At 60.5% G+C, this 25,822-nt stretch carries 23 protein-coding genes; 16 read left to right on the top strand and 7 right to left on the bottom strand.

Features of this window, described 5'->3' with window-relative positions; genetic code table 11:
* The first annotated feature begins 208 nt into the window (after nucleotides 1-208).
* Nucleotides 209-1,555, top strand: a complete 1,347-nt coding sequence (locus tag NVB75_RS26690) for an MFS transporter (protein ID WP_258344054.1) — start codon at nucleotides 209-211, stop codon at nucleotides 1,553-1,555.
* A gap of 183 nt (nucleotides 1,556-1,738) precedes the next feature.
* On the opposite strand, the gene rapA is transcribed toward NVB75_RS26690, so the two are convergent.
* A complete protein-coding gene (gene rapA, locus NVB75_RS26695; protein ID WP_258344055.1) occupies nucleotides 1,739-4,585 on the bottom strand; it encodes an RNA polymerase-associated protein RapA in 2,847 nt (948 codons plus the stop codon).
* A 216-nt stretch (nucleotides 4,586-4,801) separates the two neighbouring features.
* Here rapA and NVB75_RS26700 point away from each other — a divergent pair, with 216 nt between their 5' ends.
* Complete coding sequence (locus NVB75_RS26700) at nucleotides 4,802-5,143, top strand: aspartate-semialdehyde dehydrogenase (RefSeq protein WP_076016549.1); 342 nt, start codon at nucleotides 4,802-4,804, stop codon at nucleotides 5,141-5,143.
* Here NVB75_RS26700 and NVB75_RS26705 read toward each other — a convergent pair.
* From NVB75_RS26705 to NVB75_RS26715, 3 genes are all read right to left on the bottom strand, one after another.
* Nucleotides 5,140-6,336, bottom strand: a complete 1,197-nt coding sequence (locus tag NVB75_RS26705; RefSeq protein WP_375378889.1) for an aminotransferase class V-fold PLP-dependent enzyme — start codon at nucleotides 6,334-6,336, stop codon at nucleotides 5,140-5,142. The two genes, NVB75_RS26700 and NVB75_RS26705, sit on opposite strands and share 4 nt — an antisense overlap.
* Nucleotides 6,333-6,803, bottom strand: coding sequence for a RidA family protein (locus NVB75_RS26710; protein WP_258344057.1), 471 nt, complete (start codon nucleotides 6,801-6,803; stop codon nucleotides 6,333-6,335). The genes NVB75_RS26705 and NVB75_RS26710 overlap by 4 nt, the downstream gene beginning before the upstream one ends.
* An 88-nt stretch (nucleotides 6,804-6,891) precedes the next feature.
* Nucleotides 6,892-7,764: a LysR substrate-binding domain-containing protein gene (locus tag NVB75_RS26715; RefSeq protein ID WP_258344059.1), complete on the bottom strand. Its 873-nt coding sequence runs from the start codon at nucleotides 7,762-7,764 to the stop codon at nucleotides 6,892-6,894.
* Nucleotides 7,765-7,897: 133 nt separating this feature from the next.
* Here NVB75_RS26715 and NVB75_RS26720 point away from each other — a divergent pair, with 133 nt between their 5' ends.
* The 3 genes from NVB75_RS26720 (at nucleotide 7,898) to NVB75_RS26725 (ending at nucleotide 9,680) form a co-directional block, all read left to right on the top strand.
* Nucleotides 7,898-8,059 carry a hypothetical protein gene (locus tag NVB75_RS26720; protein WP_003193515.1) on the top strand — a complete coding sequence of 54 codons (162 nt, stop codon included), beginning with the start codon at nucleotides 7,898-7,900 and terminating at the stop codon, nucleotides 8,057-8,059.
* A 143-nt stretch (nucleotides 8,060-8,202) separates the two neighbouring features.
* Nucleotides 8,203-8,319, top strand: coding sequence for a cytochrome c oxidase subunit CcoM (ccoM, locus tag NVB75_RS33165; RefSeq protein WP_003210916.1), 117 nt, complete (start codon nucleotides 8,203-8,205; stop codon nucleotides 8,317-8,319).
* 236 nt (nucleotides 8,320-8,555) lie between these two features.
* Nucleotides 8,556-9,680: an IS481 family transposase gene (locus tag NVB75_RS26725; RefSeq protein ID WP_258344060.1), complete on the top strand. Its 1,125-nt coding sequence runs from the start codon at nucleotides 8,556-8,558 to the stop codon at nucleotides 9,678-9,680.
* An 865-nt stretch (nucleotides 9,681-10,545) separates the two neighbouring features.
* On the opposite strand, the gene NVB75_RS26730 is transcribed toward NVB75_RS26725, so the two are convergent.
* On the bottom strand, nucleotides 10,546-12,021 hold the full coding sequence (locus tag NVB75_RS26730) for an inorganic phosphate transporter (protein WP_063032797.1): 1,476 nt from the start codon (nucleotides 12,019-12,021) through the stop codon (nucleotides 10,546-10,548).
* 310 nt (nucleotides 12,022-12,331) lie between these two features.
* The gene (locus NVB75_RS26735) at nucleotides 12,332-12,532 is read right to left on the bottom strand and encodes a hypothetical protein (protein ID WP_201121955.1); all 201 of its coding nucleotides are present in this window, start codon (nucleotides 12,530-12,532) and stop codon (nucleotides 12,332-12,334) included.
* A 618-nt stretch (nucleotides 12,533-13,150) separates the two neighbouring features.
* Here NVB75_RS26735 and pcaR point away from each other — a divergent pair.
* The 11 genes from pcaR to pcaC all read left to right on the top strand — a co-directional run bounded on the left by pcaR (nucleotide 13,151) and on the right by pcaC (nucleotide 24,178).
* Nucleotides 13,151-13,993 (top strand): pca regulon transcriptional regulator PcaR, encoded by an 843-nt coding sequence (gene pcaR / locus NVB75_RS26740; RefSeq protein WP_003219833.1) that lies wholly within the window; start codon nucleotides 13,151-13,153, stop codon nucleotides 13,991-13,993.
* A 148-nt stretch (nucleotides 13,994-14,141) separates the two neighbouring features.
* Nucleotides 14,142-15,488, top strand: a complete 1,347-nt coding sequence (locus tag NVB75_RS26745; protein WP_017479343.1) for an MFS transporter — start codon at nucleotides 14,142-14,144, stop codon at nucleotides 15,486-15,488.
* A 256-nt stretch (nucleotides 15,489-15,744) separates the two neighbouring features.
* Nucleotides 15,745-16,602, top strand: a complete 858-nt coding sequence (locus NVB75_RS26750) for a CoA transferase subunit A (RefSeq protein WP_003219830.1) — start codon at nucleotides 15,745-15,747, stop codon at nucleotides 16,600-16,602.
* The gene (locus tag NVB75_RS26755) at nucleotides 16,599-17,381 is read left to right on the top strand and encodes a CoA-transferase subunit beta (protein ID WP_258348754.1); all 783 of its coding nucleotides are present in this window, start codon (nucleotides 16,599-16,601) and stop codon (nucleotides 17,379-17,381) included. The genes NVB75_RS26750 and NVB75_RS26755 overlap by 4 nt, the downstream gene beginning before the upstream one ends.
* Nucleotides 17,378-18,583: a 3-oxoadipyl-CoA thiolase gene (gene pcaF / locus NVB75_RS26760; RefSeq protein WP_258348755.1), complete on the top strand. Its 1,206-nt coding sequence runs from the start codon at nucleotides 17,378-17,380 to the stop codon at nucleotides 18,581-18,583. Before NVB75_RS26755 ends, pcaF begins: the two co-directional genes overlap by 4 nt.
* Before the next feature lie 28 nt (nucleotides 18,584-18,611).
* Nucleotides 18,612-19,316, top strand: coding sequence for a protocatechuate 3,4-dioxygenase subunit beta (gene pcaH, locus NVB75_RS26765; RefSeq protein WP_017479340.1), 705 nt, complete (start codon nucleotides 18,612-18,614; stop codon nucleotides 19,314-19,316).
* Nucleotide 19,317: 1 nt separating this feature from the next.
* On the top strand, nucleotides 19,318-19,884 hold the full coding sequence (gene pcaG / locus NVB75_RS26770; protein WP_017479339.1) for a protocatechuate 3,4-dioxygenase subunit alpha: 567 nt from the start codon (nucleotides 19,318-19,320) through the stop codon (nucleotides 19,882-19,884).
* Between the two features lie 195 nt (nucleotides 19,885-20,079).
* Nucleotides 20,080-21,375 (top strand): MFS family transporter, encoded by a 1,296-nt coding sequence (locus NVB75_RS26775; RefSeq protein ID WP_258344061.1) that lies wholly within the window; start codon nucleotides 20,080-20,082, stop codon nucleotides 21,373-21,375.
* Between the two features lie 49 nt (nucleotides 21,376-21,424).
* Entirely contained in the window at nucleotides 21,425-22,789 is a 1,365-nt protein-coding gene (locus NVB75_RS26780; RefSeq protein ID WP_258344062.1) for a 3-carboxy-cis,cis-muconate cycloisomerase, read from the top strand.
* Nucleotides 22,790-22,799: 10 nt separating this feature from the next.
* Entirely contained in the window at nucleotides 22,800-23,591 is a 792-nt protein-coding gene (gene pcaD, locus NVB75_RS26785) for a 3-oxoadipate enol-lactonase (RefSeq protein ID WP_258344063.1), read from the top strand.
* 188 nt (nucleotides 23,592-23,779) lie between these two features.
* On the top strand, nucleotides 23,780-24,178 hold the full coding sequence (gene pcaC / locus NVB75_RS26790; RefSeq protein ID WP_258344065.1) for a 4-carboxymuconolactone decarboxylase: 399 nt from the start codon (nucleotides 23,780-23,782) through the stop codon (nucleotides 24,176-24,178).
* Here the strand turns inward: pcaC and NVB75_RS26795 are convergent.
* On the bottom strand, nucleotides 24,060-25,775 hold the full coding sequence (locus NVB75_RS26795; RefSeq protein WP_258344067.1) for a M91 family zinc metallopeptidase: 1,716 nt from the start codon (nucleotides 25,773-25,775) through the stop codon (nucleotides 24,060-24,062). The two genes, pcaC and NVB75_RS26795, sit on opposite strands and share 119 nt — an antisense overlap.
* Between the last annotated feature and the right edge of the window lie 47 nt (nucleotides 25,776-25,822).

The following is a 25,822-nucleotide window of genomic DNA, read 5'->3' on the forward strand; positions in this document are numbered from 1 at the left end:
GATGGCAAATTGCTTCTAATTATTTGGCGATCAGTTCATAAACAACTAGAACTAAATGAGTAGGGATGACAGCCCGGGTCGCCCGATGGAGTGACATCAGACTTACGAATCATTACAGACAATCATCACGGGGCTGACTAGATTGCAGGTTCCGGGCTCAGGATGCGTCTGGCATCGCGGCTCACATAACAATAAAAGAGACGGACCCATGCAGAACTCGACCCAAGCGGCGAATGCCTGGCGCATTCTGTTCCTGTTGTTCCTGGCCAACCTGTTCAATTTTTTTGACCGCACCATCCCCGCGATCATCATCGAACCGATCCGCATGGAGTGGCACCTCAGCGACTTCCAGCTCGGCATCATCGGCACTGCGTTCACCATTGTTTATGCGATTGCCGGCTTGCCCCTCGGGCGCATGGCCGATACGGGCTCGCGCAGTAAACTCATGGGCTGGGGCCTGGCGGCGTGGAGCGGCCTGACGGCGGTCAACGGTCTGGTGGGCAGTTTCTGGACGTTTTTGCTGGTGCGCATGGGCGTCGGCATCGGCGAGGCCAGTTACGCACCGGCGGCGAATTCGTTGATTGGCGACTTGTTTCCGGCCCACCGCCGGGCGCGGGCCATGGGTATCTTTATGCTGGGCCTGCCTTTGGGCCTGTTGCTGGCTTTCTTTACCATCGGCGCGATGGTCAAGGCGTTCGACAGCTGGCGCGCGCCGTTCTTTATTGCGGCGGTGCCTGGGCTGATCCTCGCGGTGTTCATGTTCTACATCAAGGAACCCAAACGCGGCGCTGCGGAAACCGTGCAAGTCTCCCAAGAGAAAGTCGACCGCCCGATTCGCCGGGTGCTGGCGGTGCCGACGTTCCTTTGGCTGGTGCTGGCGGGCTTGTGCTTCAACTTCGCGACCTACGCCTGCAACTCGTTCCTGGTGCCGATGCTGCAGCGGTATTTCCTGCTGCCGTTGCAGGATGCGGCAGTCGCCACCGGTGTTATCGTCGGGATTACCGGCCTCGTGGGCCTGACCCTGGGCGGCTGGATTGCCGACAAAATCCATCAACGCATCGCGAATGGCCGGCTGCTGTTCGCGGCGTGCAGCTTGATTATCTCTACCGTCACCACTGCTTGGGCGTTGCACGCCGGGCGGATCGAGATCGGTGTGTTTGTGGCGTTGTTCAGCGTGGGCTGGTTGTTTGCCTACAACTTCTATACCTGTGTTTATACGGCGATCCAGGACGTGGTCGAGCCGCGCCTGCGGGCGACGGCGATGGCGTTGTTCTTCGCCGGCTTGTATTTGCTGGGGGGTGGCATGGGGCCGATTGTGGTGGGCGGGTTGTCGGATCATTTTGCCCATTCGGCGATGTATGCGGCGGGGGCGGAGCAGATGACCGAGGCTTATAAAGCCATAGGCTTGCACGATGCCATGTACCTGATTCCGGTGGCGCTGTTTCTGACCATGCTGTTTCTGTTCCAGGCATCCCGCAGTTTTGTGCGCGATGCCAAGCGGATGAAGGATGGGTTGGGGGTGGTGGAGGTGCCGGCTACGGCGGTTACTGCCTGAGACCGAGGTGACGCGTTCGCGAGCAAGCCCGCTCCCACATTAGACCGCATTCTCAAGATGGAACTCGGTCAAATGTGGGAGCGGGCTTGCTCGCGAAGAGGTCATCAATAACAACGATGTCTACAGTGAATAAAAAAGGCCCGCATTGCGCGGGCCTTTTTGTTCAGCAGGGCAGGGCGGTAATCAACCCGCGACCAACACCCGAATCGCTTCCAGTCGCAGCGCAGCCTTGTCGAGCATGGCCAGGCCTTGCTCGCGCTGTTGGCGCAGGGCAACCAGTTCGCTGTCACGCACGGTCGGGTTGACCGCTTGCAACGCGGTCAGGCGCGCCAGTTCTTCGTCGGTGTCCGCCGCCAGGCGACGTTGAGCCTCGGCCACGCGCTCGGCGTGACGCGGGGCAATCTTCTCTTCGCCGGCGTTGATCCGTGGCGTCAGCTGGTCGCGCTGGGCCTGGACGAACTTGTTGGCGCTGGCCCGGGGCACGCTTTCCAGCTGGTCGTTCAAGGTCAGGAACGAGACACGGCCCGACAGGTCATTGCCGTTGGCATCCAGCAGACAACGCAGTGCAGCCGGCGGCAGGTAACGGCCCAATTGCAGCGAACGCGGGGCAACCACTTCGCTGACGTAGAGCAGTTCCAGCAACACGGTGCCCGGCTTGAGCGCCTTGTTCTTGATCAGCGCCACGGCGGTGTTGCCCATGGAACCGGACAGCACCAGGTCCATGCCGCCCTGCACCATCGGGTGTTCCCAGGTGATGAACTGCATGTCTTCGCGGGACAGCGCCTGGTTGCGGTCGTAGGTGATGGTCACGCCTTCGTCGTCGCCCAGGGGGAAGCTGGCGTCGAGCATTTTTTCGCTGGGCTTGAGGATCAGGGCGTTTTCCGAATGGTCTTCGCTGTCGATGCCGAAGGCGTCGAACAGGGTTTCCATGTAGATCGGCAGGGTGAACTGGTCGTCTTGCTCGAGGATGGCTTCCACCAGCGCATCACCTTCACCGGCACCGCCGGAGTTGAGCTCCAGCAAACGGTCGCGGCCGGTGTGCAGTTCGGCTTCGAGGCGCTCGCGCTCGGCACGGGCTTCGTCGATCAGTGCTTGCCACTCGCCGTCGTCGGCGTTTTCCAGCAGCGGCAGCAGGCGCGGGCCGAACTGGTGCTGCAAGGCGTTGCCGGTCGGGCAGGTGTTGAGGAACGCGTTCAGCGCCTCGTGGTACCACTGGAACAGGCGCTCTTGCGGGCTGGTTTCCAGGTACGGCACATGCAGTTCGATCACATGCTTCTGGCCGATCCGGTCCAGACGGCCGATCCGCTGTTCCAGCAGGTCCGGGTGGGACGGCAGGTCGAACAGCACCAGGTGGTGGGAGAACTGGAAGTTGCGGCCTTCACTGCCGATTTCCGAGCAGATCAGCACTTGGGCGCCGAACTCTTCATCTGCAAAGTAAGCAGCGGCGCGGTCGCGCTCGAGGATGTTCATGCCCTCGTGGAACACCGTGGCCGGGATGCCGGAGCGCACGCGCAGGGCGTCTTCCAGGTCCATGGCGGTTTCGGCGTGGGCGCAGATCACCAGGACTTTGGTGCGCTTGAGCATTTTCAGCTGATCGATCAGCCACTCGACGCGCGGGTCGAAACGCCACCAGCGTTGTTCTTCATCCACATCCGGCTGCGACTGGAAGCTGACTTCCGGGTACAGCTCGGCGTGTTCGCCCAAGGGCAGTTCGAGGTATTCGTCCGGGCACGGCAGCGGGTAAGCGTGCAGCTTGCGCTCCGGGAAGCCTTGCACCGCGGCGCGGGTGTTGCGGAACAGCACGCGGCCGGTGCCGTGGCGGTCCAGCAGTTCGCGTACCAAACGGGCGCTGGCTTCGGCGTCGCCATCGTTGACGGCGGTCAGCAGGGCTTCGCCTTCGTTGCCGAGGAAACCCTGGATGGTCTTGTGAGCGGCGGGCGAGAGGCGGCCCTTGTCCAGCAATTCCTGAACGGCTTCGGCCACCGGGCGATAGTTTTCGCTCTCGGCGCGGAAGGCTTGCAGGTCGTGGAAACGGTTCGGGTCCAGCAGACGCAGGCGCGCGAAGTGGCTGTCCTGGCCCAGCTGTTCAGGGGTTGCGGTGAGCAGCAATACGCCCGGGATTACTTCGGCCAGTTGCTCCACCAGCGAGTACTCGGGGCTGGCTTTTTCTTCGTGCCACACCAGGTGGTGAGCTTCGTCGACCACCAGCAGGTCCCAGCCGGCGGCAAACAGCGCGTCCTGGGCCTTCTCGTCGTCCACCAGCCATTCCAGGGCCACCAGCGCGAGCTGGGTGTCTTCGAACGGGTTGGTGGCATCGCTTTCGATAAAGCGCTCTTCGTCGAACAACGCAACCTGCAGGTTGAAGCGGCGGCGCATTTCCACCAGCCACTGGTGCTGGAGGTTTTCCGGCACCAGGATCAGTACGCGGTTGGCGCGACCCGACAGCAACTGGCGATGGATCACCAGGCCGGCTTCGATGGTCTTGCCCAGGCCCACTTCGTCTGCCAGCAGAACCCGCGGCGCGATACGGTCGGCGACTTCGCGGGCGATGTGCAGTTGGTGCGCGATCGGTTGTGCACGCACACCGCCCAGGCCCCAGAGCGAGGACTGCAACTGGCGGCTGGTGTGTTCCAGCGTGTGGTAGCGCAGGGAGAACCAGGGCAGCGGGTCGATCTGGCCGGCGAACAGACGGTCGCTGGCCAGTCGGAACTGGATGAAGTTCGAGAGTTGGGTTTCCGGCAGGGTAACCTGCTCGTTCTGCCCATTGAGGCCGTGGTAGACCAGCAGGCCGTCGACATCGTCGACTTCTTGCACGGTCATTTTCCAGCCTTCGAAATGGGTGATGGTGTCACCCGGCGAAAACCTCACGCGAGTGAGGGGCGCATTCCGTAGCGCATACTGGCGGGTGTCGCCAGTGGCCGGATAGAGCACGGTTAACAAGCGGCCGTCCTGTGCCAGAACGGTGCCTAACCCCAGCTCTGCTTCGCTGTCACTAATCCAGCGTTGCCCCGGTTGATACTGCTGCGCCATGCTGCCTGACTCCCGCCGTGAAAAAGCCGACTATTCTAACGGAACACGGCTTCCAGACCAAAAGGAATAGGTGCAGCTTCAAGCTTTAAGCTACAAGCGGCAAGAAAAAGGGCTGTATGTTCGTCGGATAGATGACGATTGATTCACAAGTTGGCGCCTTGACGCTCAAGTCGTCACCCACGCAGCCGACAGTCTGCTGAACAGGAGACTATTAATATGCTGCCACCCATGCTGCCCTTGAGTGTTGTGCCGGTCACGTCGCAGCTTGATCCGGTGCGCCAGAAACCGGATATCCCGCCCGTGGTGCCGGTTCAGCCAGGCTCCAACGAAAGCACCATCGACCTGCAAAAGCGCGACCCCGAGGAAGCGGCACTGTTGCTGCGCGAGGAACAGCGCCGTCAGCAGGAACAGCAAAAGCGCCGCCGCGAAGCCGATGAGGATCCGCAGGAGCACCTGGCTGTTCCCGGTGACGAACTCAACGCCGACAACACCGTGCCGGTGGTGCCGCTGATTGAGGATGCGCCACGCCAAGGCTTGTGGGTGGACGTCGAGGTTTAATCCCGCAGCTCGTGCAGGGCGGCGATCAGTTGCCCAATATCGTGCGCCGTGTTGAGGTAGCTCACGGAGATTCGCGCCACGCTGTCCAGCTCCCGGGCTTGCATGTCCAGCGGGGTGTAGGGCACGCCGTTGGCACCGATGTTGATTCGCTTGAGCCCCAGGCGCCGCTTCAGCTCAAAGGCGTCCCAGCCGGCCAGGTTGAAGGCGATCAGGCCTGACTGGTTTCCGGAAATGCCCAAATCATGCAGGGTAATCCCCTCGATCCCGCTAAGTTCTTCGCGGATCGTGTCGCTTAGAAGCTGGACTGTCTGACGGACCCGCTCAACCCCCAATCGATTGACCTCCAGCAGCGCATTGGCCAGGCCTGCCAGTAACGCGAATGACACTTCGCTGGTTTCAAAGCGCCGGGCGTCGTTGCGCAAGTCGAAACCTGCAGGGCTCCAGGGCGCAGAAAATACATCGCGCTGGGCCGGGTTCAAATGCTCGAGAAAATCCGGTCGCACATAAAGCAGGGCGGTCCCGCGCGGGCCCCGCAGATGCTTGCGCCCGGCGCCCTTGAGCACATCGCAGTGCAGCGCTTGCACATCCACCGGCACCTGGCCGATGGCTTGCCCGGCGTCGATGAAGTAGGCGATGCCATAACGCTTGGCCAACGCGCCGATGGCTTCGGCAGGGTTGATCAAGCCGCTGTTGGCGGGGAGCCAGGTCAGGTCGATCAACCGCACCCGGGCGTCGAGCATGGCTTCCAGGCCGGCGACGGACACTGCGCCGGTTTCATCGCAAGGAATCACCTCTACGTGCGCACCCGCTTGCACGGCTGTCTGCATGCTGGCCAGGTTGCCGCCCCATTCGTGGCGGCCCACCAGAATGCGGTCGCCCGGCTTCCACGGCCCCAGCGCCTGGACCGCCATGCTCCAGGCGGTCGAGCCGCTGCTGGCAAAGGCAATCGATGACACGGGGGCGTTGAGCAATTGCGCGGCGGCGCGACGGGCTTTCTCCGCCAGCAGCGAACCGTGCTCGCCAGCTTCCATCGGGCCGTCACGGGCTTCGCGTTGCAACTGGTCAATGATTGCGTCGAGTGTCCCCTGGCTCGGCAAGGAGGCCCCGGCGTGGTTGAAGTGGACGATGCCGGACTGGCAGCCCGGCGTTTCGTTCCGCAGCTCCCGGACCTCGGTCAGGGACAGGGCGGTCACGGCTGCAGCTCGAAAATGGCATCAACCTCCACTGCCACACCGCCCGGCAAACTGGCGACGCCCACGGCAGTACGGACATGGCGGCCTTTGTCGCCAAGGGCGTTGACCAGCAGGTTCGAGGCGCCATTGGCCACTGCGCCCTGGCGCTGGAAGTCGCCGCTGCTGGCGATAAACACGCCCAACCGAATGATGCGCACCAGCCGCGACAGGTCATCGCCCAGGGCATCGCTCAATTGCGCCAGCAAGCCCAGCGCGGCGAGTTCGGCGGCCTTGGCACCTTCCTCTTCACTGATGGACTCGCCGAGCCGACCGATGTAGGACGGTTTGCCGTCCAGCAGCGGGATTTGGCCGGAGATGAATAGCTGGTTCTGGCTGATCACGTAATTGACGTAGTTGGCGATCGGCTGGCTGGGATTGGGCAGGCTCAGGCCGAGGGCTTGCACGCGTTGCGAGATGGAGTGGCTCATGTTGAATCCTCTTGAGAAGAGTCTTCAGCATGGGCGGCGTGGTTTTGGCAGACAAACGGATAGATCTCACTCGACGTATCTAAATAACTTATGCGTCAGCACAGATTTCCCGTAGCCACTCACTGAAACGGGCGGCCGCTTGGCTGGTGTCGCCTTGCGGGGTGATCAGCCAGTAGCCGATCTCGCTGTGGTAGGGCGGCCAGTCGAAGGCTTCCACCAATGTGCCATCCTTCAACCTGCGCTCGATCAGGCGGTGGCGGCCCATGGCGATGCCCTGGCCGGCGACGGCGGCTTCGACCACGATGTTGTAGTCGTGCAACAGTGCCTTGGGGTAATGCTCCACATCCACCTGGTAATGCCGGGACCAGTCGGTCCACTCGAAAGGGCGGTGCGAGGTGGCCATCAACAGCGGGCCGTTCTCCAGTTGGCTGGCCTTGAATGCTGGGCTGCACACCGGTGTCAGGGTTTCGCTCATCAGGCGCGTGGCTTGCACGTCGGCCCAGTCGCCCTTGCCATAGCGAATCGCCAGGTCGACCTCGGCGGCGGCGACATCTGCCAGTTGAATCGCGGGCACCAACTCCACCTGGATGTGCGGGTAGCGGCTGAGAAACCCGGCCAGGCGCGGCGCCAGCCACAAGGTGGCGAACGAGGCGAGCAGGCCGACGCGCAGCACGCTGGTGGCGGGTGGTATTTGTTGCTGGCGGGTAGCGGCGGCGATGACGTCGAGGGCGGGGCGGATTTGGTCGTAGTAGTGTTGGCCGTCTTCGGTCAGATCGATGGCGCGGGTGCGTCGGATAAACAGAGGCTTGCCCAGATGTTGTTCGAGCTTCTGCACTTGATGGCTGAGGGCGCTTTGGGTCACCGACAGTTCGGCGGCAGCCTTGATAAAACTCAGATGCCGGGCCACGGCTTCAAAGGCGCGCAGGGCCAGGAGTGGGGGAAGGTCCTTGTGCAGTGCCACGTCGAGCGCTCTGTGTGAGGGTTGGGGTGGGGGGATTTTGCGGGCAAATGCGCGGGATGACATCGATTTTGTTTACGCGGGATTGGCGCAGGACGCATTATTGGGGCATCCAAGCCATTACGTAAGCCAAGCCATGAGTGACGATGACAAACTGATAGACCTGAATGCCGAGCGGGCCAAACGTGTTCATGACCTGAATGACAAGCGACTGAATGAAGTGCGCCAGGCGTTTGAGCAGGCGATGCCGTTGGGTAAGCCTAAGAAAAAGCCGAAAAACAAACCGAAAAAGCGTTGATATAGCCTGCATCAGTTGATGCAGGTCAGTTATTTCCCTTCTTTACGCCCCGTCGCGGGCGACATTGATCCTCGTCAATTTCTTCTTTCGTCTTCTTGGTTAACTTAGCCCTATCGCAACAGGGCAAGTGCAGGAGGCCGGTCATGTTTTTCGATAATGTGGTATTTGCCGGAGTGCTGACGGTTGGCCTCATGGTGATGTTCTTTGTAGGGTTTGGAATTTTTATCTGGAAAGACGCTAATAAGCGTAAGAGGCCTTAGGTCTTTTCGGGATACATGAGCACGCAAGGCATTTTGGGCGACTTCGGTCGCCTTTTTTTTGTTTTGGATTTGGTGGTGGGGGGGGGTATATCCGTTATTTAGGTAACGGCCGCTTATGGTTTCGCTCTTACAGCGACTCACTTTGGAAAAGCCTGTACGGACCGGACACATGGTTGACGGGTGTGCGGGGACATGGTGGACACTTTTCGGCGAGCTAACTTCGCCGGAAAACCATCATGCCCTGGGACACGAGAGATGCCATGAGCCTGAAAGAAGAGTTTGTCGCCTTGGCGCGGCAACCCGGCAGTAATAAACGAGAACTGTGTCGACGATTCGGTATCAGCCCCCAAACGGCGTACAAGTGGCTCGATCGCTACGAGACGCAAGGCCGGTCGGGGCTGCAAGAGAAGTCCCGCAAACCTCTCACCAGCCCCAAGCTGACCAACACCGCTCTAGAGACGGCGGTCATAGCGCTCAGGCAAGACCATCCAGCCTGGGGTGGGCGCACGATCAGCAGCATTTTGAAAAAACAAATCGCTCCCAGCACCGTTACTAATGTTCTGCACCGACACGGGCTGATTCAGCCTGCTCAGAAGGAACAAGCGGCAAAGTTGAGATTTGAACACGATGCGCCTAACGATCTTTGGCAGATGGACTTCAAAGGGCATTTCCCGACGCAACAAGGCCGATGCCATCCCCTGACCCTGCTGGACGACCACTCGCGATTCAACCTGGCGATTCAGGCTTGTGATAACGAGCGTGGGACCACGGTGAAAGAGAAAATGATTGAAGTGTTCCAGCGCTTCGGATTACCGGCTCGCATCAACGTCGATAACGGCCCGCCCTGGGGCTCGCCGCGCAACCCTGGCGAAATCACCGAGCTGAGTATCTGGTTGATTCGCTTAGGAATTCGGATCAGCTTCAGCCGTCCTTACCACCCCCAAACCAATGGAAAGATTGAGCGTTTCCATCGGTCACTCAAGGCCGAAGTGCTTAATGGGCGTCAGTTTTCCACGATCAAGGAAGCTCAAACAGCGTTTGATCAATGGCGTGAGATTTATAACTTGCAACGGCCTCATCAAGCGTTGGGCTACAAGGTGCCGATGGACCGGTATCGAGCCAGCCCATGGGCTTATCCGCAGCAGTTATCGGAGTTTGAATACGGACCGGACGACGTATTGGCCAAGGCTTATAACAGCCGATTCCGCTTTCAGAAACGCTATTTCAGCATAGCTAAGGGGCTGGCTGGGCATCACCTTGCCATACGTCCTAATCCTGAAAGTGATGGGCTTTTTGACGTCTACTTTTGCCATCACTTCCTACGAACAATCGACGTGAGCAAGCCAGACTATGGTCCATAATGTGTCAACCATGTCCCCGCACATGTGTCCACCATGTGTCCGGTCCGTACAAAAAGCCCCAAAGTAAGCAAAGGGCTCTGCCCCGCCTGTCGGCGCCTCGCTGGGGCTCGGCGTTCCCTCACTCCGGCATTGCTCCGCGGGCCGCCGCGACGGGCCATCCATGGCCCGGCGCGGCTAAACCGGCGTCCTGCCGGTTTACCCGCTCCGCAATACCTGCGTTCGGCCTCGGGCTTATTGGGGCAGTCAGATCAAAATCAAAAGCAAGAGCACAGCGGCCTCCCGGCCGGCTTGAGTGTTAAAAGCCAGATCAAAAGCCAGAGCGAAAGCAAAGCTGCTTTTCTGTGGGAGTGGGCTTGCTCGCGAAAAACCTGAGAGCGCCGCGTTCATCCAGAATGCCCACGTCATCGTTAACGACCTTCGCGAGCAAGCCCGCTCCCACATTTGAACCGTGCCCGCTTTAGATTTTGATTTTGCTCTTCAACACTCAAGCCGGCCGGGAGGCCGCTGTGCTGTTGATCTGCTTTTGATCTTGATCTTAGGCGCCCCGTTAAACCACGCTGGCCGAACGCAGGCTTTGGAGCGTGGGTAACCCGGCAGGACGCCGGGTTAGCCGCGCTGGGCCAAGGATGGCCCATCGCGGCGGCCCACGGTCCAAAGCCGGAGTGAGGGCACACCGAGCCTAAGCGAGGTGCCGAGTGGTGGGGCAAGAGCGTTTTGCTTACTTTTGCGCTCTTCAAAAGTGAGCCGCTGTAAGAGCGGAACCAATCGAAGCCGTTACCTAAATAACGGATATACACCCAAACCCCAGCCATAAAAAAAGGCGCAACCCTCACAGGTCGCACCTTCTTCACACGCCAACGATCTGTCAGCTACCCAAAGCCTTGGAAGCCAACCAGAACAACCCAGCCGAAAGGCCCACCGTCGCCGGCAGCGTCAACACCCAAGCCATCAAAATGGTCTTAACGGTGCCGCCTTGCAGCCCACTCTTGTTAGCCACCATGGTCCCGGCCACACCCGAAGACAACACATGGGTCGTGGAAACCGGCAGGCTAAAGATGTTAGCCAGACCAATCATACTGGCCGTGGTGATCTGCGCCGACATGCCCTGGGCATACGTCATCCCTTGCTTGCCGATCTTCTCACCAATGGTCAACACCACACGCTTCCAGCCCACCATGGTGCCCAGGCCCAGGGCCAGCGCCACGGCCAGGATCACCCAGAACGGTGCATATTCGGTAGTGGCCGTCAGATCCTTGCGCAACTTGTCCAGGTCCGACTTCTCACGCGCTTCCAGGCCAGGCAACTTGCCTACCTTCTTCGCAGTGTCATCCAGGCACAACAGATAACGACGCACTTCAATCCGGTGCTCGGCAGTCAACGAATGGTAGTCAGAGACACCCTTCAATGTATCCAGCAGGGCGTTGATGGTCGGTTCAGTCTGCTGCGGATTGCACTGGAACTTGCCCGGCAAATCATCTTTCACACTCTTGCCCAGAGCGAGGAACTCACCGAGGGTTTCGTGATTACGCTGGTAGAACTGATTCAGGTGCAGTGTGGCGTCGCGGGTACGCTCGATCTGGTAAGTGGTGCTGCCCAGGTCCAGTACGAACTGTGCCGGGACGATACCAATCAACACCAGCATGATCAGGCCAATACCTTTCTGACCATCGTTGGAACCGTGCACGAAGCTCACGGCCATTGCCGAAATCACCAGTACCAGGCGGTTCCAGAACGGCGGGTGCTTCTTGTCGTCGAGCTTGCGGCGCTGGTCCGGTGTCTTGTGCATCTTCGACAGCGGGCGCCACCACTTCAGGCCGAGCAGCACCAGGGCTGCCACCACAAAGCCGGCCATCGGCGAGAACACCAGCGAGGCGCCGATATCGATCGCTTTCTGCCAGTTCACGCCGTCAGCCAGCGGAATGTCGTTGATCAGGGCGTTGGCCAGGCCGACACCGAGGATCGAGCCGATCAGGGTGTGGGAGCTGGACGCCGGAATCCCGAAATACCAGGTGCCGAGGTTCCAGGTGATCGCCGCGGCCAATAATGAGAAGACCATGGCCAGACCGTGGCCGGTGTTCACATTGATCAGCAGCTCCACCGGCAGCAAGTGCACGATGGCATATGCAACACCGACACCACCGAGCAACACGCCGAGGAAGTTGAACACCCCGGAGAAGAACACGGCCAGATGCGGAGGCATGGCTTTGGTATAGATGACTGTGGCAACCGCGTTAGCGGTGTCATGAAAGCCATTGATGAACTCGAAGGCGAGGACAAAGGCCAGGGCGAGCAACAGGCTCACTAGAACCCAAGCATCCAGTCCGCTGAATAAATCGATCATGAAGGTTTTCTGACCCGGTCGTAAGGGGGCGCGATTATGCCAGAAAACATCGGTAATCAATGCACTAGCTGCTCATCGGTAACATTCTTCAACGAAAAAAAATGAGGGGGAGGGGCGCATCCCGGCGTTTTCGGGGCTTTGGCAAGTGTTTGATTTATAACGAAGATAGCGAAAATACGCGGGTTAAACCGCCAGAAGGGAACTTCTGAAACAATTGTATGAAATTTCGGTAAGACGCCATGAGGGAGCTTCTCCCTGCCAGTGCAGTGCTGGCAGAGAGATGGCACCGTGGATGCTCAACCCGACTCGCTTATGGCTCTCCGGCTTTGAGGTCCTGTTCAATCTTTTGGATTTCCTGGGCAAAGGCCTGGTCGAGCAGACTGGCTCGTTTGCGCCATGGCTTGCGTTCAGGTTCTGGTTGGGCGGCGTAGGTGGTGACTTCCCCGCCGTAAACATCCTTGTAACGTTGTTCCTGGCGCTCAAGTTCCGCGCGCAGTTCGTCTTTCGTCACATTGTTACCTAATTGAGTTGAGTTTAATTCCAGTGAAGCGCGATGCAGGGAAGGATCAATCACTTCCTTATTGCATGCGGCCACGGCACCGGAAGAAGAACAGCTGTCGTAGCAACAGTTTCTTTTTACAATCGCAAGTAATTGGCAGCATCTTGCAGGAGTGTCAGGTACTTGCGGCGAGGCCTGCGCAAAGGCGGTGCGTTGCCCGGTCAAGCTCGGATCGGCGATTTGAAACGGGGCCGGCCTCGCACAGGATGCATTATAGCCATGTGTTTGAGTAACACTATCACCATCAAGTTAAAAATCGTCAACTTTGTGTGAGGGTTTTGTTACTCAAGCACGTGAGGTAATTGCTCAACTATTGACGTCATAAATTTTTGCCGTGTTCTACGGGCGGTAAATAAACCTTAAGTTCTCTCGTACATCAGACGATTCTGAAAGTCGATCAGAGGTGGACCAACCTGGGCCGACCGCCGACGTGAGGTGACTAATTGCGATAATCGAATGATCGTCCGATAATCGCCCAATCTTGCCCGCCTTGCCTTGTGTATCGATTACGCGGCGGCTTGTAATAGCGCTCACCCCCGCAGCGGTTAAAAATAAGAGAAAGGACCCCAAATGAACGATCAATTGCGCAACTCCTTCGCATCAGTGGCGCCGCCGATCGTTGCATCACCGGCCAAGCGCATCCAGGCGTTTACCGGTGATCCGGACTTCATGACCTCTCTGGCCCGTGGCCTGGCCGTGGTGCAGGCGTTCCAGGAGCGCAAGCGTCACCTGACCATCGCCCAGATCAGCCACCGCACGGAAATTCCCCGCGCCGCCGTGCGCCGTTGCCTGCATACCCTGATCAAACTCGGCTACGCCACCACCGACGGGCGGACCTATTCGCTGCTGCCCAAGGTGCTGACCCTCGGCCACGCCTATCTGTCGTCCACGCCCCTGGCGGTTTCCGCCCAGCCCTACCTGGACCGCATGAGCGAGCAACTCCACGAAGCCTGCAACATGGCGACCCTGGAAGGCGATGACATCCTCTACATTGCCCGCTCCGCTACCACCCAACGCCTGATTTCCGTCGACCTGTCGGTGGGCGGCCGCTTGCCGGCCTACTGCACCTCCATGGGCCGTATCCTGCTGGCCGCGCTGGATGACGCTTCGCTGCAGGACTACCTCGACCACGCCGACCTGCAAACCAAGACCAGCCGCACCCTCACCACCCCGCAAGCCTTGCTCGAATGCCTGCAGGAAGTGCGGCAACAAGGCTGGTGCATTGTTGACCAGGAACTGGAACAGGGCCTGCGTTCCATCGCCGTGCCGGTATACGACGCCTCGGGCCAGGTACTCGCTGCGCTGAACGTCAGCACCCATGCCGGGCGGGTCAGCCGCAGTGAGCTGGAGCAGCGTTTCCTGCCGAGCATGCTCAGCGCCAGCCAGGAGCTGAGTGCCCAGCTGTTTGCGTAAGCTGTTCGGTGACCGCACAGATCCCGGCTGGATGAATTGACGGTGTTTCCCAAGGCTTATTAATGTGCGGCAGCGCTTCAGGGCGCCGCCCCAATAATAATGACGACTCAAGGTCGTTCGCCCGCCCATCGGTGTGGAAATAAAAATAATGAATCAGCCTTCACCTGCTGTCGGTACTTGCCTGGACGTTCAGTCCTTCATCAACGCCCAGCCGCTGTCGCGGTATCAGTGGCGAGTGGTGATCCTGTGTTTTCTCATCGTCTTCCTCGACGGCCTCGACACGGCCGCCATGGGCTTTATCGCCCCGGCGCTGTCCCAGGACTGGGGCATCGACCGCGCCAGCCTCGGCCCGGTGATGAGCGCCGCGTTGATCGGCATGGTCTTTGGCGCCCTTGGCTCCGGCCCGCTCGCCGACCGCTTCGGACGCAAGGTGGTGCTGGTGGGAGCGGTGTTGGTGTTTGGTGCCTTCAGCCTGGCATCGGCCTACAGCAGTAACGTCGATCAACTGTTGATCCTGCGTTTCCTCACCGGCCTGGGCTTGGGCGCCGGTATGCCGAACGCCACGACGCTGCTCTCCGAATACACCCCGGAGCGCCATAAGTCCTTGCTGGTGACCAGCATGTTCTGCGGCTTCAACCTGGGCATGGCCGGTGGCGGGTTTATCTCGGCCAAGTTAATCCCGGCCTTTGGCTGGCACAGCCTGCTGATGATCGGTGGTATCTTGCCGTTGATCCTCGCGGTGGTGTTGCTGTTCTGGCTGCCGGAGTCGGCGCGTTACCTGGTGGTGCGCAATCGCGGCACCGACAAGGTGCGCAAGACCCTCGCGCCCATCGAGCCCAGCATCGTCGCCCAAGCCTCAAGCTTCAGCGTACCCGAGCAAAAAACCGTCAAGGCGCGCAACGTGTTCGCGGTGATCTTCTCCGGCACCTACAGCGCCGGCACCTTACTGTTGTGGCTGACCTACTTCATGGGCCTGGTGATTGTTTACCTGCTGACCAGTTGGCTGCCGACGCTGATGCGCGACAGCGGCGCCAGCATGGAACAGGCCGCATTTATCGGTGCGTTATTCCAGTTCGGCGGCGTGCTAAGCGCGGTCGGCGTGGGCTGGGCGATGGACCGGTTCAATCCCCACAAGGTCATCGGCACCTTCTATCTGCTGGCCGGGGTGTTTGCCTACGCGGTGGGGCAGAGCCTGGGCAATATCACGCTCCTGGCGACCCTGGTGCTGATCGCCGGTATGTGCGTCAACGGTGCGCAATCGGCGATGCCATCGTTGGCCGCACGCTTCTACCCGACTCAAGGCCGTGCCACCGGTGTGTCGTGGATGCTCGGCATCGGCCGTTTTGGCGCGATCCTCGGCGCATGGATGGGCGCGACCTTGCTGGGCCTGGGCTGGAACTTCGAGCAGGTGCTGACCGCCTTGGTGATCCCGGCGGCATTGGCCACCACCGCGGTGGTGATCAAGGGCATGGTCAGCCACGCGGACGCCACCTGAAGCGATTTTTTGTAGGAGCGAGCTTGCTCGCGAAGGTCTTGAACGATGACGTTGGCAGTCTGAATGAACGCGGTGTCTTCAAGTTTTTCGCGAGCAAGCTCGCTCCTACAGGGAAAGATAGCTTGCAAACAATCCGTTCGATAATCGAACACTCAGTCGATTATCGGATTGTTTGGCCTCAACCCCCGGCTTAATCTTCAAGCACTTCGGCGCTGCCTCCAGCGCCTTTTTCGATCGATACCGGGAGCCCAACCCCATGGCTGAAATCCTTTCGCTGGCTGATGCGGTCAAGCAGTTCGTGAATGACGGCGACACCGTTGCACTCGAAGGCTTTACTCACCTGATCCCTACGGCGGCGGGTCATGAAATCATTCGTCAGGGCAAGAAAGACCTGACGCTGGTGCGCATGACGCCCGACCTGATCTACGACCAGTTGATCGGTGCCGGCTGTGCACGCAAGCTGATTTTCTCCTGGGGCGGCAACCCGGGCGTGGGCTCCCTGCATCGCCTGCGGGACGCGGTTGAAAAGCAATGGCCGCAACCGCTGGAGATCGAGGAACACAGCCATGCCGACCTGGCCAATGCCTACGTCGCCGGTGCCTCCGGCCTGCCATTCGCGGTGCTGCGGGCCTACGCCGGTTCCGACCTGCCCAAGGTCAACCCGCTGATCAAGACCGTGACGTGCCCCTTCACCGGAGAAGTGCTGGCCGCCGTGCCATCGGTACGCCCGGACATCACCGTGATCCACGCACAAAAGGCTGACCGCAAGGGCAACGTGCTGCTCTGGGGCATCCTCGGGGTGCAGAAAGAAGCCGCCCTGGCGGCCAAGCGCTGCATCGTCACCGTCGAAGAAATCGTCGATGACCTCAATGCACCGATGAACGCCTGCGTCCTGCCGACCTGGGCCCTGACCGCCGTGTGCCACGTGCCAGGCGGCGCGCATCCGTCCTACGCACACGGTTACACCGAGCGTGACAACCGCTTCTACCAGGCGTGGGACCCGATCGCCCGGGACCGTGAGACGTTTACTGCGTGGATCAACGAATACATCCACGGCACCGCCAACTTCAGTGAATTCCAGGCCAAGCTGGCCACCGCGCAGGAGGCCAAATAATGGCTTACTCCACCAATGAAATGATGACTGTCGCCGCCGCGCGCCGCCTGAAGAATGGTTCGGTGTGCTTCGTTGGCATCGGCCTGCCTTCCAAGGCCGCCAACCTGGCGCGCCTGACGTCGTCGCCGGATGTGGTGCTGATCTATGAGTCCGGCCCGATTGGCGCCAAGCCATCCGTGCTGCCGCTGTCCATCGGCGACGGCGAGCTGGCGGAAACCGCTGACACCGTGGTGCCTACCGGTGAGATTTTTCGCTACTGGCTGCAGGGCGGGCGCATTGACGTCGGCTTCCTCGGTGCGGCCCAGGTCGACCGTTTCGGCAATATCAACACCACCGTGGTCGGTGACTATCACCAGCCCAAAGTGCGCCTGCCGGGTGCCGGTGGCGCGCCGGAAATCGCCGGTTCCGCCAAGAGCGTGCTGATCATCCTCAAGCAGTCGGCGCGTTCGTTTGTCGACAAGCTGGACTTCATCACCTCGGTCGGCCACGGCGAAGGTGGCGACTCGCGTAAACGCCTGGGTCTGCCAGGCGCCGGTCCGGTAGGCATCATTACCGACCTGTGCATCATGGAGCCGGAGGAGGGCACCCACGAGTTTGTCGTCACCGCCCTGCACCCCGGCGTGACCCGTGAGCAAGTGGTGGCCGCCACTGGTTGGGCGATTCGTTTTGCCGACCAGGTGACCACCAGCGCCGAACCTACCGAGATTGAACTGACCGCCCTGCGCGACCTTGAGGCACGCACCGCTGCCGCCCACGGCCAAGCCCCCGGAGAAGCCTGATGCGCGACGTATTTATCTGTGACGCCATTCGTACCCCCATCGGCCGTTTTGGCGGCGGCTTGTCCACCGTACGCGCCGATGACCTGGCGGCACTGCCGATCAAGGCGCTGATGGAACGCAACCCATCGGTGGACTGGAACGCGGTGGACGAAGTGTTCCTCGGCTGCGCCAACCAGGCCGGCGAAGACAACCGCAACGTGGCCCGCATGGCAGCGCTGCTGGCCGGCCTGCCGGAAAGCATTCCCGGCGTCACCCTGAACCGCCTGTGTGCCTCGGGCATGGACGCGATCGGCACGGCTTTCCGCGCCATCGCCAGCGGCGAAATGGAGCTGGCGATTGCCGGTGGCGTTGAGTCGATGTCCCGCGCACCGTTTGTGATGGGCAAGGCCGATGCGGCGTTCTCGCGCAACATGAAGCTGGAAGACACCACCATCGGCTGGCGTTTTATCAACCCGTTGATGAAGGCCCAATACGGCGTCGATCCGATGCCGCAAACCGCCGACAACGTGGCCGACGACTATAAAGTCTCCCGCGCCGATCAGGACGCCTTCGCCCTGCGCAGCCAGCAACGTACTGCTGTTGCACAGGCTGCCGGCTTTTTTGCTGAAGAAATCGTGCCGGTGCGTGTCGCCCATAAAAAAGGCGAAACCCTGGTCGAGCACGACGAGCATCCACGGGCCGATACCACCCTGGAAGCCCTGACCAAACTCAAGCCGGTCAACGGCCCGGACAAGACCGTCACCGCGGGCAACGCCTCGGGTGTGAACGACGGCGCCGCAGCACTGATCCTGGCCTCCGCTGAAGCCGTCAAAAAACATGGCCTGACCGCTCGCGCTCGGGTGCTGGGCATGGCCAGCGCCGGTGTCGCGCCGCGGGTCATGGGCATCGGCCCGGTGCCGGCGGTGCGCAAACTGGTAGAACGCCTGGGCCTGGCAGTCACCGATTTTGATGTGATCGAGCTCAACGAAGCCTTCGCCAGTCAAGGCTTGGCCGTACTGCGCGAATTGGGGATTGCCGACGACGCACCGCAGGTCAACCCGAACGGTGGCGCCATTGCCCTTGGCCATCCGCTGGGCATGAGCGGCGCGCGTTTGGTACTGACTGCTCTGCATCAGTTGGAAAAAACCGGCGGCAGCAAAGGCCTGGCGACCATGTGTGTCGGTGTTGGCCAAGGCCTGGCCCTGGCGATCGAACGCGTTTGAGACCCACAAGAAGAAAGAGGATTGCTCCATGAGTGACAAGCCCGGATACCGGCGCCCGCAAGCGGGTACTCAGCCTGATTACCTGCACCCGGCCTACCAGTCGACGAACCTGCGTTCGCCGTCCAAGCCGTTGGTGTTCCTGCCCCATTCCCTGTCGGAAATCACCGGCCCGACCATCGGTGCCGAGCGGATCAACGAGAAGGACAACGACCTGACCGCCCAGCATGAAGGCGAGCCTCAGGGCGAACGCATCATCATTCACGGGCGCGTGCTGGATGAAAACGGCTTGCCCGTGCCTGGCATCCTCGTGGAAATCTGGCAGGCCAACGCCGCCGGCCGCTACAACCATAAGCGCGACCTGCACGACGCGCCGCTGGACCCGAACTTCACCGGCACCGGGCGCACCGTCACCGACGCCGACGGCTGGTACCAGTTCCAGACCATCAAGCCCGGCGCCTACCCGTGGGGCAACCACCACAATGCGTGGCGCCCGGCGCACATCCACTTCTCGCTGTTCGGCCCGAGTGTGCTGACGCGGTTGGTGACGCAGATGTATTTCCCCGGCGACCCGCTGCTGGCGTACGACCCGATCTACAACTGCGTCCCGGACACGTCCGCCAAGGAACGCCTGATCGCCAGTTTCGACTTGGAAAAAACCATTCCGCACTATGCCCTCGGCTACCGCTGGGACATCGTCCTGCGCGGCCGCGACGCCACGCCGATGGAGAAATAAGATGAGCCTCAACGCGACTACTTCCCACACCGTCGGGCCGTATTACCACATCGGCCTGACCTGGCTGAACCGTGAAGACCTCACCGTTGCCGCAACCCTCGGCGAGCGCGTGGCGATCACCGGGCAGGTGGTGGATGGCAACGGCGATGTGGTCAACGACGCCATGCTGGAAGTCTGGCAGGCCAATGCGGCCGGCAAGTACGACCATCCTGAGGATGAGCAGGACAAGCCGGTCGACCCGAACTTCGAAGGCTTTGGCCGGGTGCCGGTGGATGCCGAAGGGCGTTTTCGCTTTACCACCATCAAGCCGGGCAGTGTGCCCGGGTTGAAGGGCACGACCCAGGCGCCGCACTTGGTGGTGTTGGTGTTTGCCCGTGGGTTGGTGAAGCACCTGCTGACGCGGATTTATTTTGACGGTGAGGCGGCGAATGGCGATGACGCGCTGCTGGCGTGTGTGCCGCAGGAGCGCCGGCGCACATTGATCGCCAAGGCGGATGCGACGGGTGTGTATCAGTGGAATGTGATTTTGCAGGGCACAGACGAGGAAACGGTGTTCTTCGATTATTGAGCCGACGATCGTTCCCATGCTCCGCGTGGGAACGCCGCCTGGGACGCTCCGCGTCCCGCTATTGCAGGTGACGCAGAGCGTCACAAGATGCGTTCCCACGCAGAGCGTGGGAACGATCATCCAAAAGTCTGCTTGCGGAACATGGTTGTTGCAAAGTATGTCTAGGCTATAACCGTTCCCACTGAGTGAAAAAACATGACAACAAAAACCAGCCACTACACCGGAGAAGAACGCAGCAAAAGGATTTTTGCGATTGTCGGTGCCTCTTCCGGCAACCTCGTCGAATGGTTCGACTTCTACGTCTATGCCTTCTGCGCCATCTATTTCGCCCCGGCGTTTTTCCCGTCGGACGACCCCACCGTGCAACTGCTCAACACCGCTGGCGTGTTCGCCGCCGGCTTCCTGATGCGCCCCATCGGCGGCTGGCTGTTCGGGCGGGTTGCGGATAAACACGGTCGCAAGAATTCGATGATGATCTCGGTGCTGATGATGTGCGCCGGCTCCCTGGTCATCGCCTTTTTGCCCACCTACAAAGACATCGGCGCCTGGGCCCCGGCCTTGCTGCTGGTGGCCCGGTTGTTCCAGGGCCTGTCGGTAGGTGGCGAATACGGCACCACCGCTACCTACATGAGTGAAGTCGCCCTCAAGGGTCAGCGCGGGTTCTTCGCCTCGTTCCAGTACGTGACCCTGATCGGCGGGCAACTGCTGGCGGTGTTGGTGGTGGTGATCCTGCAACAGATCCTCACTGAAGAAGAACTGCGGGCCTGGGGCTGGCGCATTCCGTTCGTGATCGGCGCCATTGCGGCGGTGATCTCGCTGTTGCTGCGTCGTACCTTGAAAGAAACCACCAGCAAGGAAATGCGTGAAGACAAGGACGCCGGCAGCATTGCCGCGCTGTTCCGCGATCACAAGGCTGCGTTTATCACCGTGCTCGGTTACACCGCCGGCGGCTCGCTGATTTTCTACACGTTCACCACCTACATGCAGAAGTACCTGGTGAACACCGCCGGGATGCACGCCAAGACCGCCAGCTACATCATGACCGGCGCGCTGTTCTTCTACATGTGCATGCAGCCGGTGTTCGGCATGCTGGCGGACAAGATTGGCCGCCGTAACTCGATGCTGTGGTTCGGTGCCCTGGGCACGCTGTGCACCGTGCCGATTCTGCTGACTCTGAAAACCGTCAGCAGTCCGTTCCTGGCCTTTGTGTTGATCACCCTGGCCCTGGCCATCGTGAGCTTCTACACCTCCATCAGCGGCCTGGTGAAAGCCGAAATGTTCCCGCCACAAGTACGCGCACTGGGCGTGGGCCTGGCGTATGCGGTGGCGAACGCGATCTTCGGTGGTTCGGCGGAATACGTGGCCTTGGGGCTCAAGTCCATGGGCATGGAGAACACTTTCTACTGGTACGTCACGGCGATGATGGCGGTGGCGTTCCTGTTCAGCTTGCGCCTGCCCAAACAGGCGGCGTACTTGCACCACGATCTGTAACCGTTTGGCGCATGCCCATTGTCGGGTATGCGCCACCTAGGGATGTTTTATGACGATGCGCACGAGCAACCAACTGTTCGACGCCTACTTCACCGCCAACAGCATGGCCGAAGTGTTCTGCGACCAAGGGCGCTTGCAGGGCATGCTGGATTTCGAAGCGGCACTGGCCCGGGCCGAGGCTCAGGTCGGGTTGATCCCGCAAGCGGCCGTCGCGCCCATTGCCCAGGCGTGCCTGGCTTCTCTCTACGACGTGGATGCCCTCGGCGAGGCGATTGCCACGGCGGGCAATTCGGCGATTCCGTTGGTCAAGGCCCTCGGCAAGTTGATCGCCAGCGAAGATGCCGGCGCCGAACGTTATGTGCATCTGGGGGCTACCAGCCAGGATGTGATGGACACCGGCCTGGTGCTGCAACTGCGCAGCGCTGTCGAGTTGATCGAACACGATCTGGCACGGTTGGGTGACATTCTTGCCGCCCAGGCTCAGCGCTATGGGACAACTCCTCTGGCTGGCCGAACCTGGCTGCAGCATGCAACGCCGGTCACCCTGGGCATGAAAATCGCCGGCTGGCTCGGCGCAGTCACCCGCAGTCGGCAGCGCCTGAGTGAGCTCAAGCCGCGTTTGCTGGTGCTGCAATTTGGCGGTGCTTCCGGAACCCTGGCAGCCCTTGGCGAACAGGCGATGCCGGTGGCGCAAGCCTTGGCGGCCGAGTTGCAACTGGGCCTGCCGGAACAACCCTGGCACACCCAGCGCGACCGGCTGGTGGAGTTTGCTTCGGTGCTTGGCTTGATCGCCGGCAGCCTCGGCAAACTGGGCCGCGACATCAGCCTGCTGATGCAGACCGAAGCGGCAGAAGTGTTCGAACCCTCGGCCCCCGGCAAAGGTGGCTCTTCGACCATGCCCCACAAGCGCAACCCGGTGGGCGCCGCCGTGCTGATCAGCGCCGCGACCCGCGTGCCCGGCCTGGTAGCGACGATGTTCAGCGCCATGCCCCAGGAGCACGAACGCAGCCTGGGCCTGTGGCACGCCGAGTGGGAAACCTTGCCGGAAATTTGCCGGCTGGTGTCCGGTGCGTTGCATCAGGCGCTGCTGGTGAGCGAAGGCCTGGAAGTCGACCCCGGGCGCATGTCCCGGAATCTGGACCTGACCCAAGGCCTGGTATTGGCCGAAGCCGTCAGCATCGTCCTTGCCCAGCGCCTGGGCCGCGAAACCGCGCACCATCTACTGGAACAATGCTGCAAGCGCGCCGTCGCCGATGGGCGCCACCTGCGGGCGGTGCTGGGGGATGAACCGCAAGTGACTGCCGAATTGTCGGCGGCCGAACTCGACCGCCTGCTGGACCCGGCGCACTACCTGGGCCAGGCACACACCTGGGTCACCCGGGCCGTGGCCGAACATTTTGCTTTGACTGCCTGAGGAGGCTGCTGTGGGATTTGTACAACTCGCCGATGGCGAACTGAACTACCAACTCGATGGCCCCGAAGACGCACCGGTGTTGGTGCTGTCCAACTCCCTGGGCACCGACCTGCACATGTGGGACATCCAGGTCGAAGCGTTCACGAAGTACTTCCGGGTGCTGCGTTTCGACACCCGAGGCCACGGCAAATCCCTGGTCACCGAAGGCCCCTACAGCATCGAGCAGTTGGGCCGTGACGTGTTGGCGCTGCTGGATGCGCTGGAAATCGAACGCGCGCATTTCTGCGGGTTGTCCATGGGCGGTCTGATCGGCCAGTGGTTGGGCATCAATGCCGGTGAGCGTTTGCGCCGGCTGGTGGTGTGCAACACCGCAGCGAAAATTGGCACGCCCGAGATCTGGAATCCACGGATCGAGATGGTCCTGCGGGACGGTGCGGCTGCGATGGTTGCCCTGCGTGATGCGTCGATTGCCCGCTGGTTCACCGCCGACTTTGCCGAGGCTCATCCTGACCAGGCCAAGCTGATCACCGACATGCTGGCAGCGACCAATCCTCAAGGCTATGCCGCAAACTGCGCGGCCGTGCGCGATGCGGATTTCCGTGAGCAACTGTCTTCCATCAAGGTGCCGACCCTGGTGATTGCCGGCAGCGAAGACGCGGTCACGCCGCCGTCTGGTGGGCACTTTATCCAGGAGCACGTGAAGGGCGCCGAGTACGCCGAGTTCTACGCCGCGCACCTGTCCAACGTACAAGCCGGCGCGGCATTCAGCGACCGTGTGCTGGAATTTCTGTTAGCCCGCTGAGTATCGCTGAACCCTGTGGCGAGGGAGCTTGCTCCCGTTGGGCTGCGTAACGGCCCCTAAGCAGCCGCAACCCAACTATTTGTAAAACCCCGCAACGGCCTCACTGGGGCCGCTGCGCGACCCAACGGGAGCAAGCTCCCTCGCCACAGGTTATGTGCCTGTCGTCAACGTTGCATGAGGAGCTTTTTGTGGACGAGAAACAACGTTATGCCGATGGCTTGCAAGTGCGCCGTGAAGTGCTGGGCGACGCCCATGTCGACCGCAGCCTCAACGCCCTGACCGAATTCAACAGCGAGTTCCAGGAAATGATCACCCGCCACGCCTGGGGTGATATCTGGACCCGCCCGGGCCTGCCGCGGCATACCCGCAGCCTGATCACCATCGCCATGCTCATCGGCATGAACCGCAGCGAAGAGCTGAAGCTGCACCTGCGGGCCGCCGCGAGCAACGGCGTGACCCGCGCCGAGATCAAGGAAGTGCTGATGCAGAGCGCGATCTACTGCGGGATTCCGGCGGCCAATGCGACGTTTCATTTGGCTGAGTCGGTGTGGGATGAGTTGGGCGTGGAGTCCCGCTATCCGGCCTGATCGGTCTTCGGCTTGGTCTTATCGTGGTACCTGGTACGTAATGGAATACGCATTTCTTCCCGGAGCGCATTTTCTGTAAAGGGCTTTGGATTGGTCGCAGTAGGGGGGTTGCCCGATGGTCGTCAAAATCAAAAGGCTGGGCGTTCGTTGGCAGGCCGACGGCTTGGCGCTCGTCGTTGGGTTCGCCATCGGTAAATCCCTGTAGCTCGGTGCCTGTGGCGCCATTATAGGCGTGGGCCATTTCGTGATAGAGGATATTGACAGGGGTCGTTGCTTGTTCAGGTGCGAAGGAGGGGTTGTAAGTTATCTCGGCGCCTGTGGCGACGGCGCCGCGCTGATTATGCGCGATGCTCCCCCGGGCCTCTGGTACAAGCGTGTGTAGCGATTTACCCGCTGCCAGGTGCTCACGCACAGCCGTATTACTAAAAGCATAAGTCGCGCCATCGGCCATGCTTTCAACGACACGTACGGGTGAATCGTTTCGTCGCGCCATGGTGTCGGCAGCGCCTAGCATTCCCCTGCCTTGCGCAGACATTCTCAGCAGTTCCATATCCTCCTCTACGTTCTGTCTGAACTCGGGCGATCCTTCTACGAGATAGCCGCTTTTGCCTGACTCGTCAGGTATGGAGTGCACGAGAGAAGACCCTGACGTGCGATGAATCTCGTCCGTAGGCTTGGCATAAATCACAGTCTCATCGCTATCAGATCGGACAATATTTTTATCTCGTCCGGTATAAATCGTAGCGGGGCCGTGCGCGACTACCAGGTTGTCACCTTTGCCTGCGTGCATGATCGTCGGGTGTTTGCTGTCGTTGCGGGTGGTTATCATGAAGTCGTGACCGTCACCACCGTCCATGAACAGGCGGCGACCAGGCAAGCCAGCGCCAGCTTGCAGGCGATCATTTCCGTTCCCGCCTTTGAGGATGCCATTACCGGAACCTGCTATCAGCGTGTCATCCCCATCACCACCAAATGCGATGCCATTGCCGCTCCCGAGCTTGATCAGGTCATTACCTTTGCCGCCATATAGTCGGCTTGTACCCGAGCCGGCCTGGGCCAGATCGTTGCCGTCACCCAGTTCTATGCGAATGTTATTTTTGACATCCGGGGCGACCAGTACGTGGTCGTCTCCCCCTTTGGTCCTGATGCGCAAAGGCAGAGGTTCATTTTCATATTGGGGAACAAGGTTCAGTTGATAGGGCTTCCCGTTGATGGTGGCTATCAGACTGTGATCCGGACCTTTTTTGATGAGCACCTTGTCGGCGCTATCGCCCGTCTCGATGACGAGTTCATTGCCACCAGCGTTTACAGGGTTCCCGTCCTTACTGGCGTAAGTGATCTCCTGATAAATCTTCACGTTCTGGTCGTGACGCAATATGTCGGTGTTGGTGTACACCTTGTAACTTTTGTCGTCCCTATTCTGCTCCGGGGTGAGCTTGGAGTGTGCAGAGAAATAAAGGAAATCAATGGGCCTGTCGGGCCCGTAATACCACGTTGCTTTGCTCGAGATAACGATGGGAGGTTGAGGTGCTGGTGCGGTGGGCAGGGTATTCGCCGGGGATACAGGGGGTAGATTGGGCGTCGGCGTAATAGACATTGACGACATATCGGTTATCTCACTGCTGATTGATTTCCGTAGGTGGT

Origin of the sequence: Pseudomonas sp. CBS, assembly GCF_024734645.1 — a bacterium.
Classification (GTDB): Bacteria; Pseudomonadota; Gammaproteobacteria; order Pseudomonadales; family Pseudomonadaceae; genus Aquipseudomonas.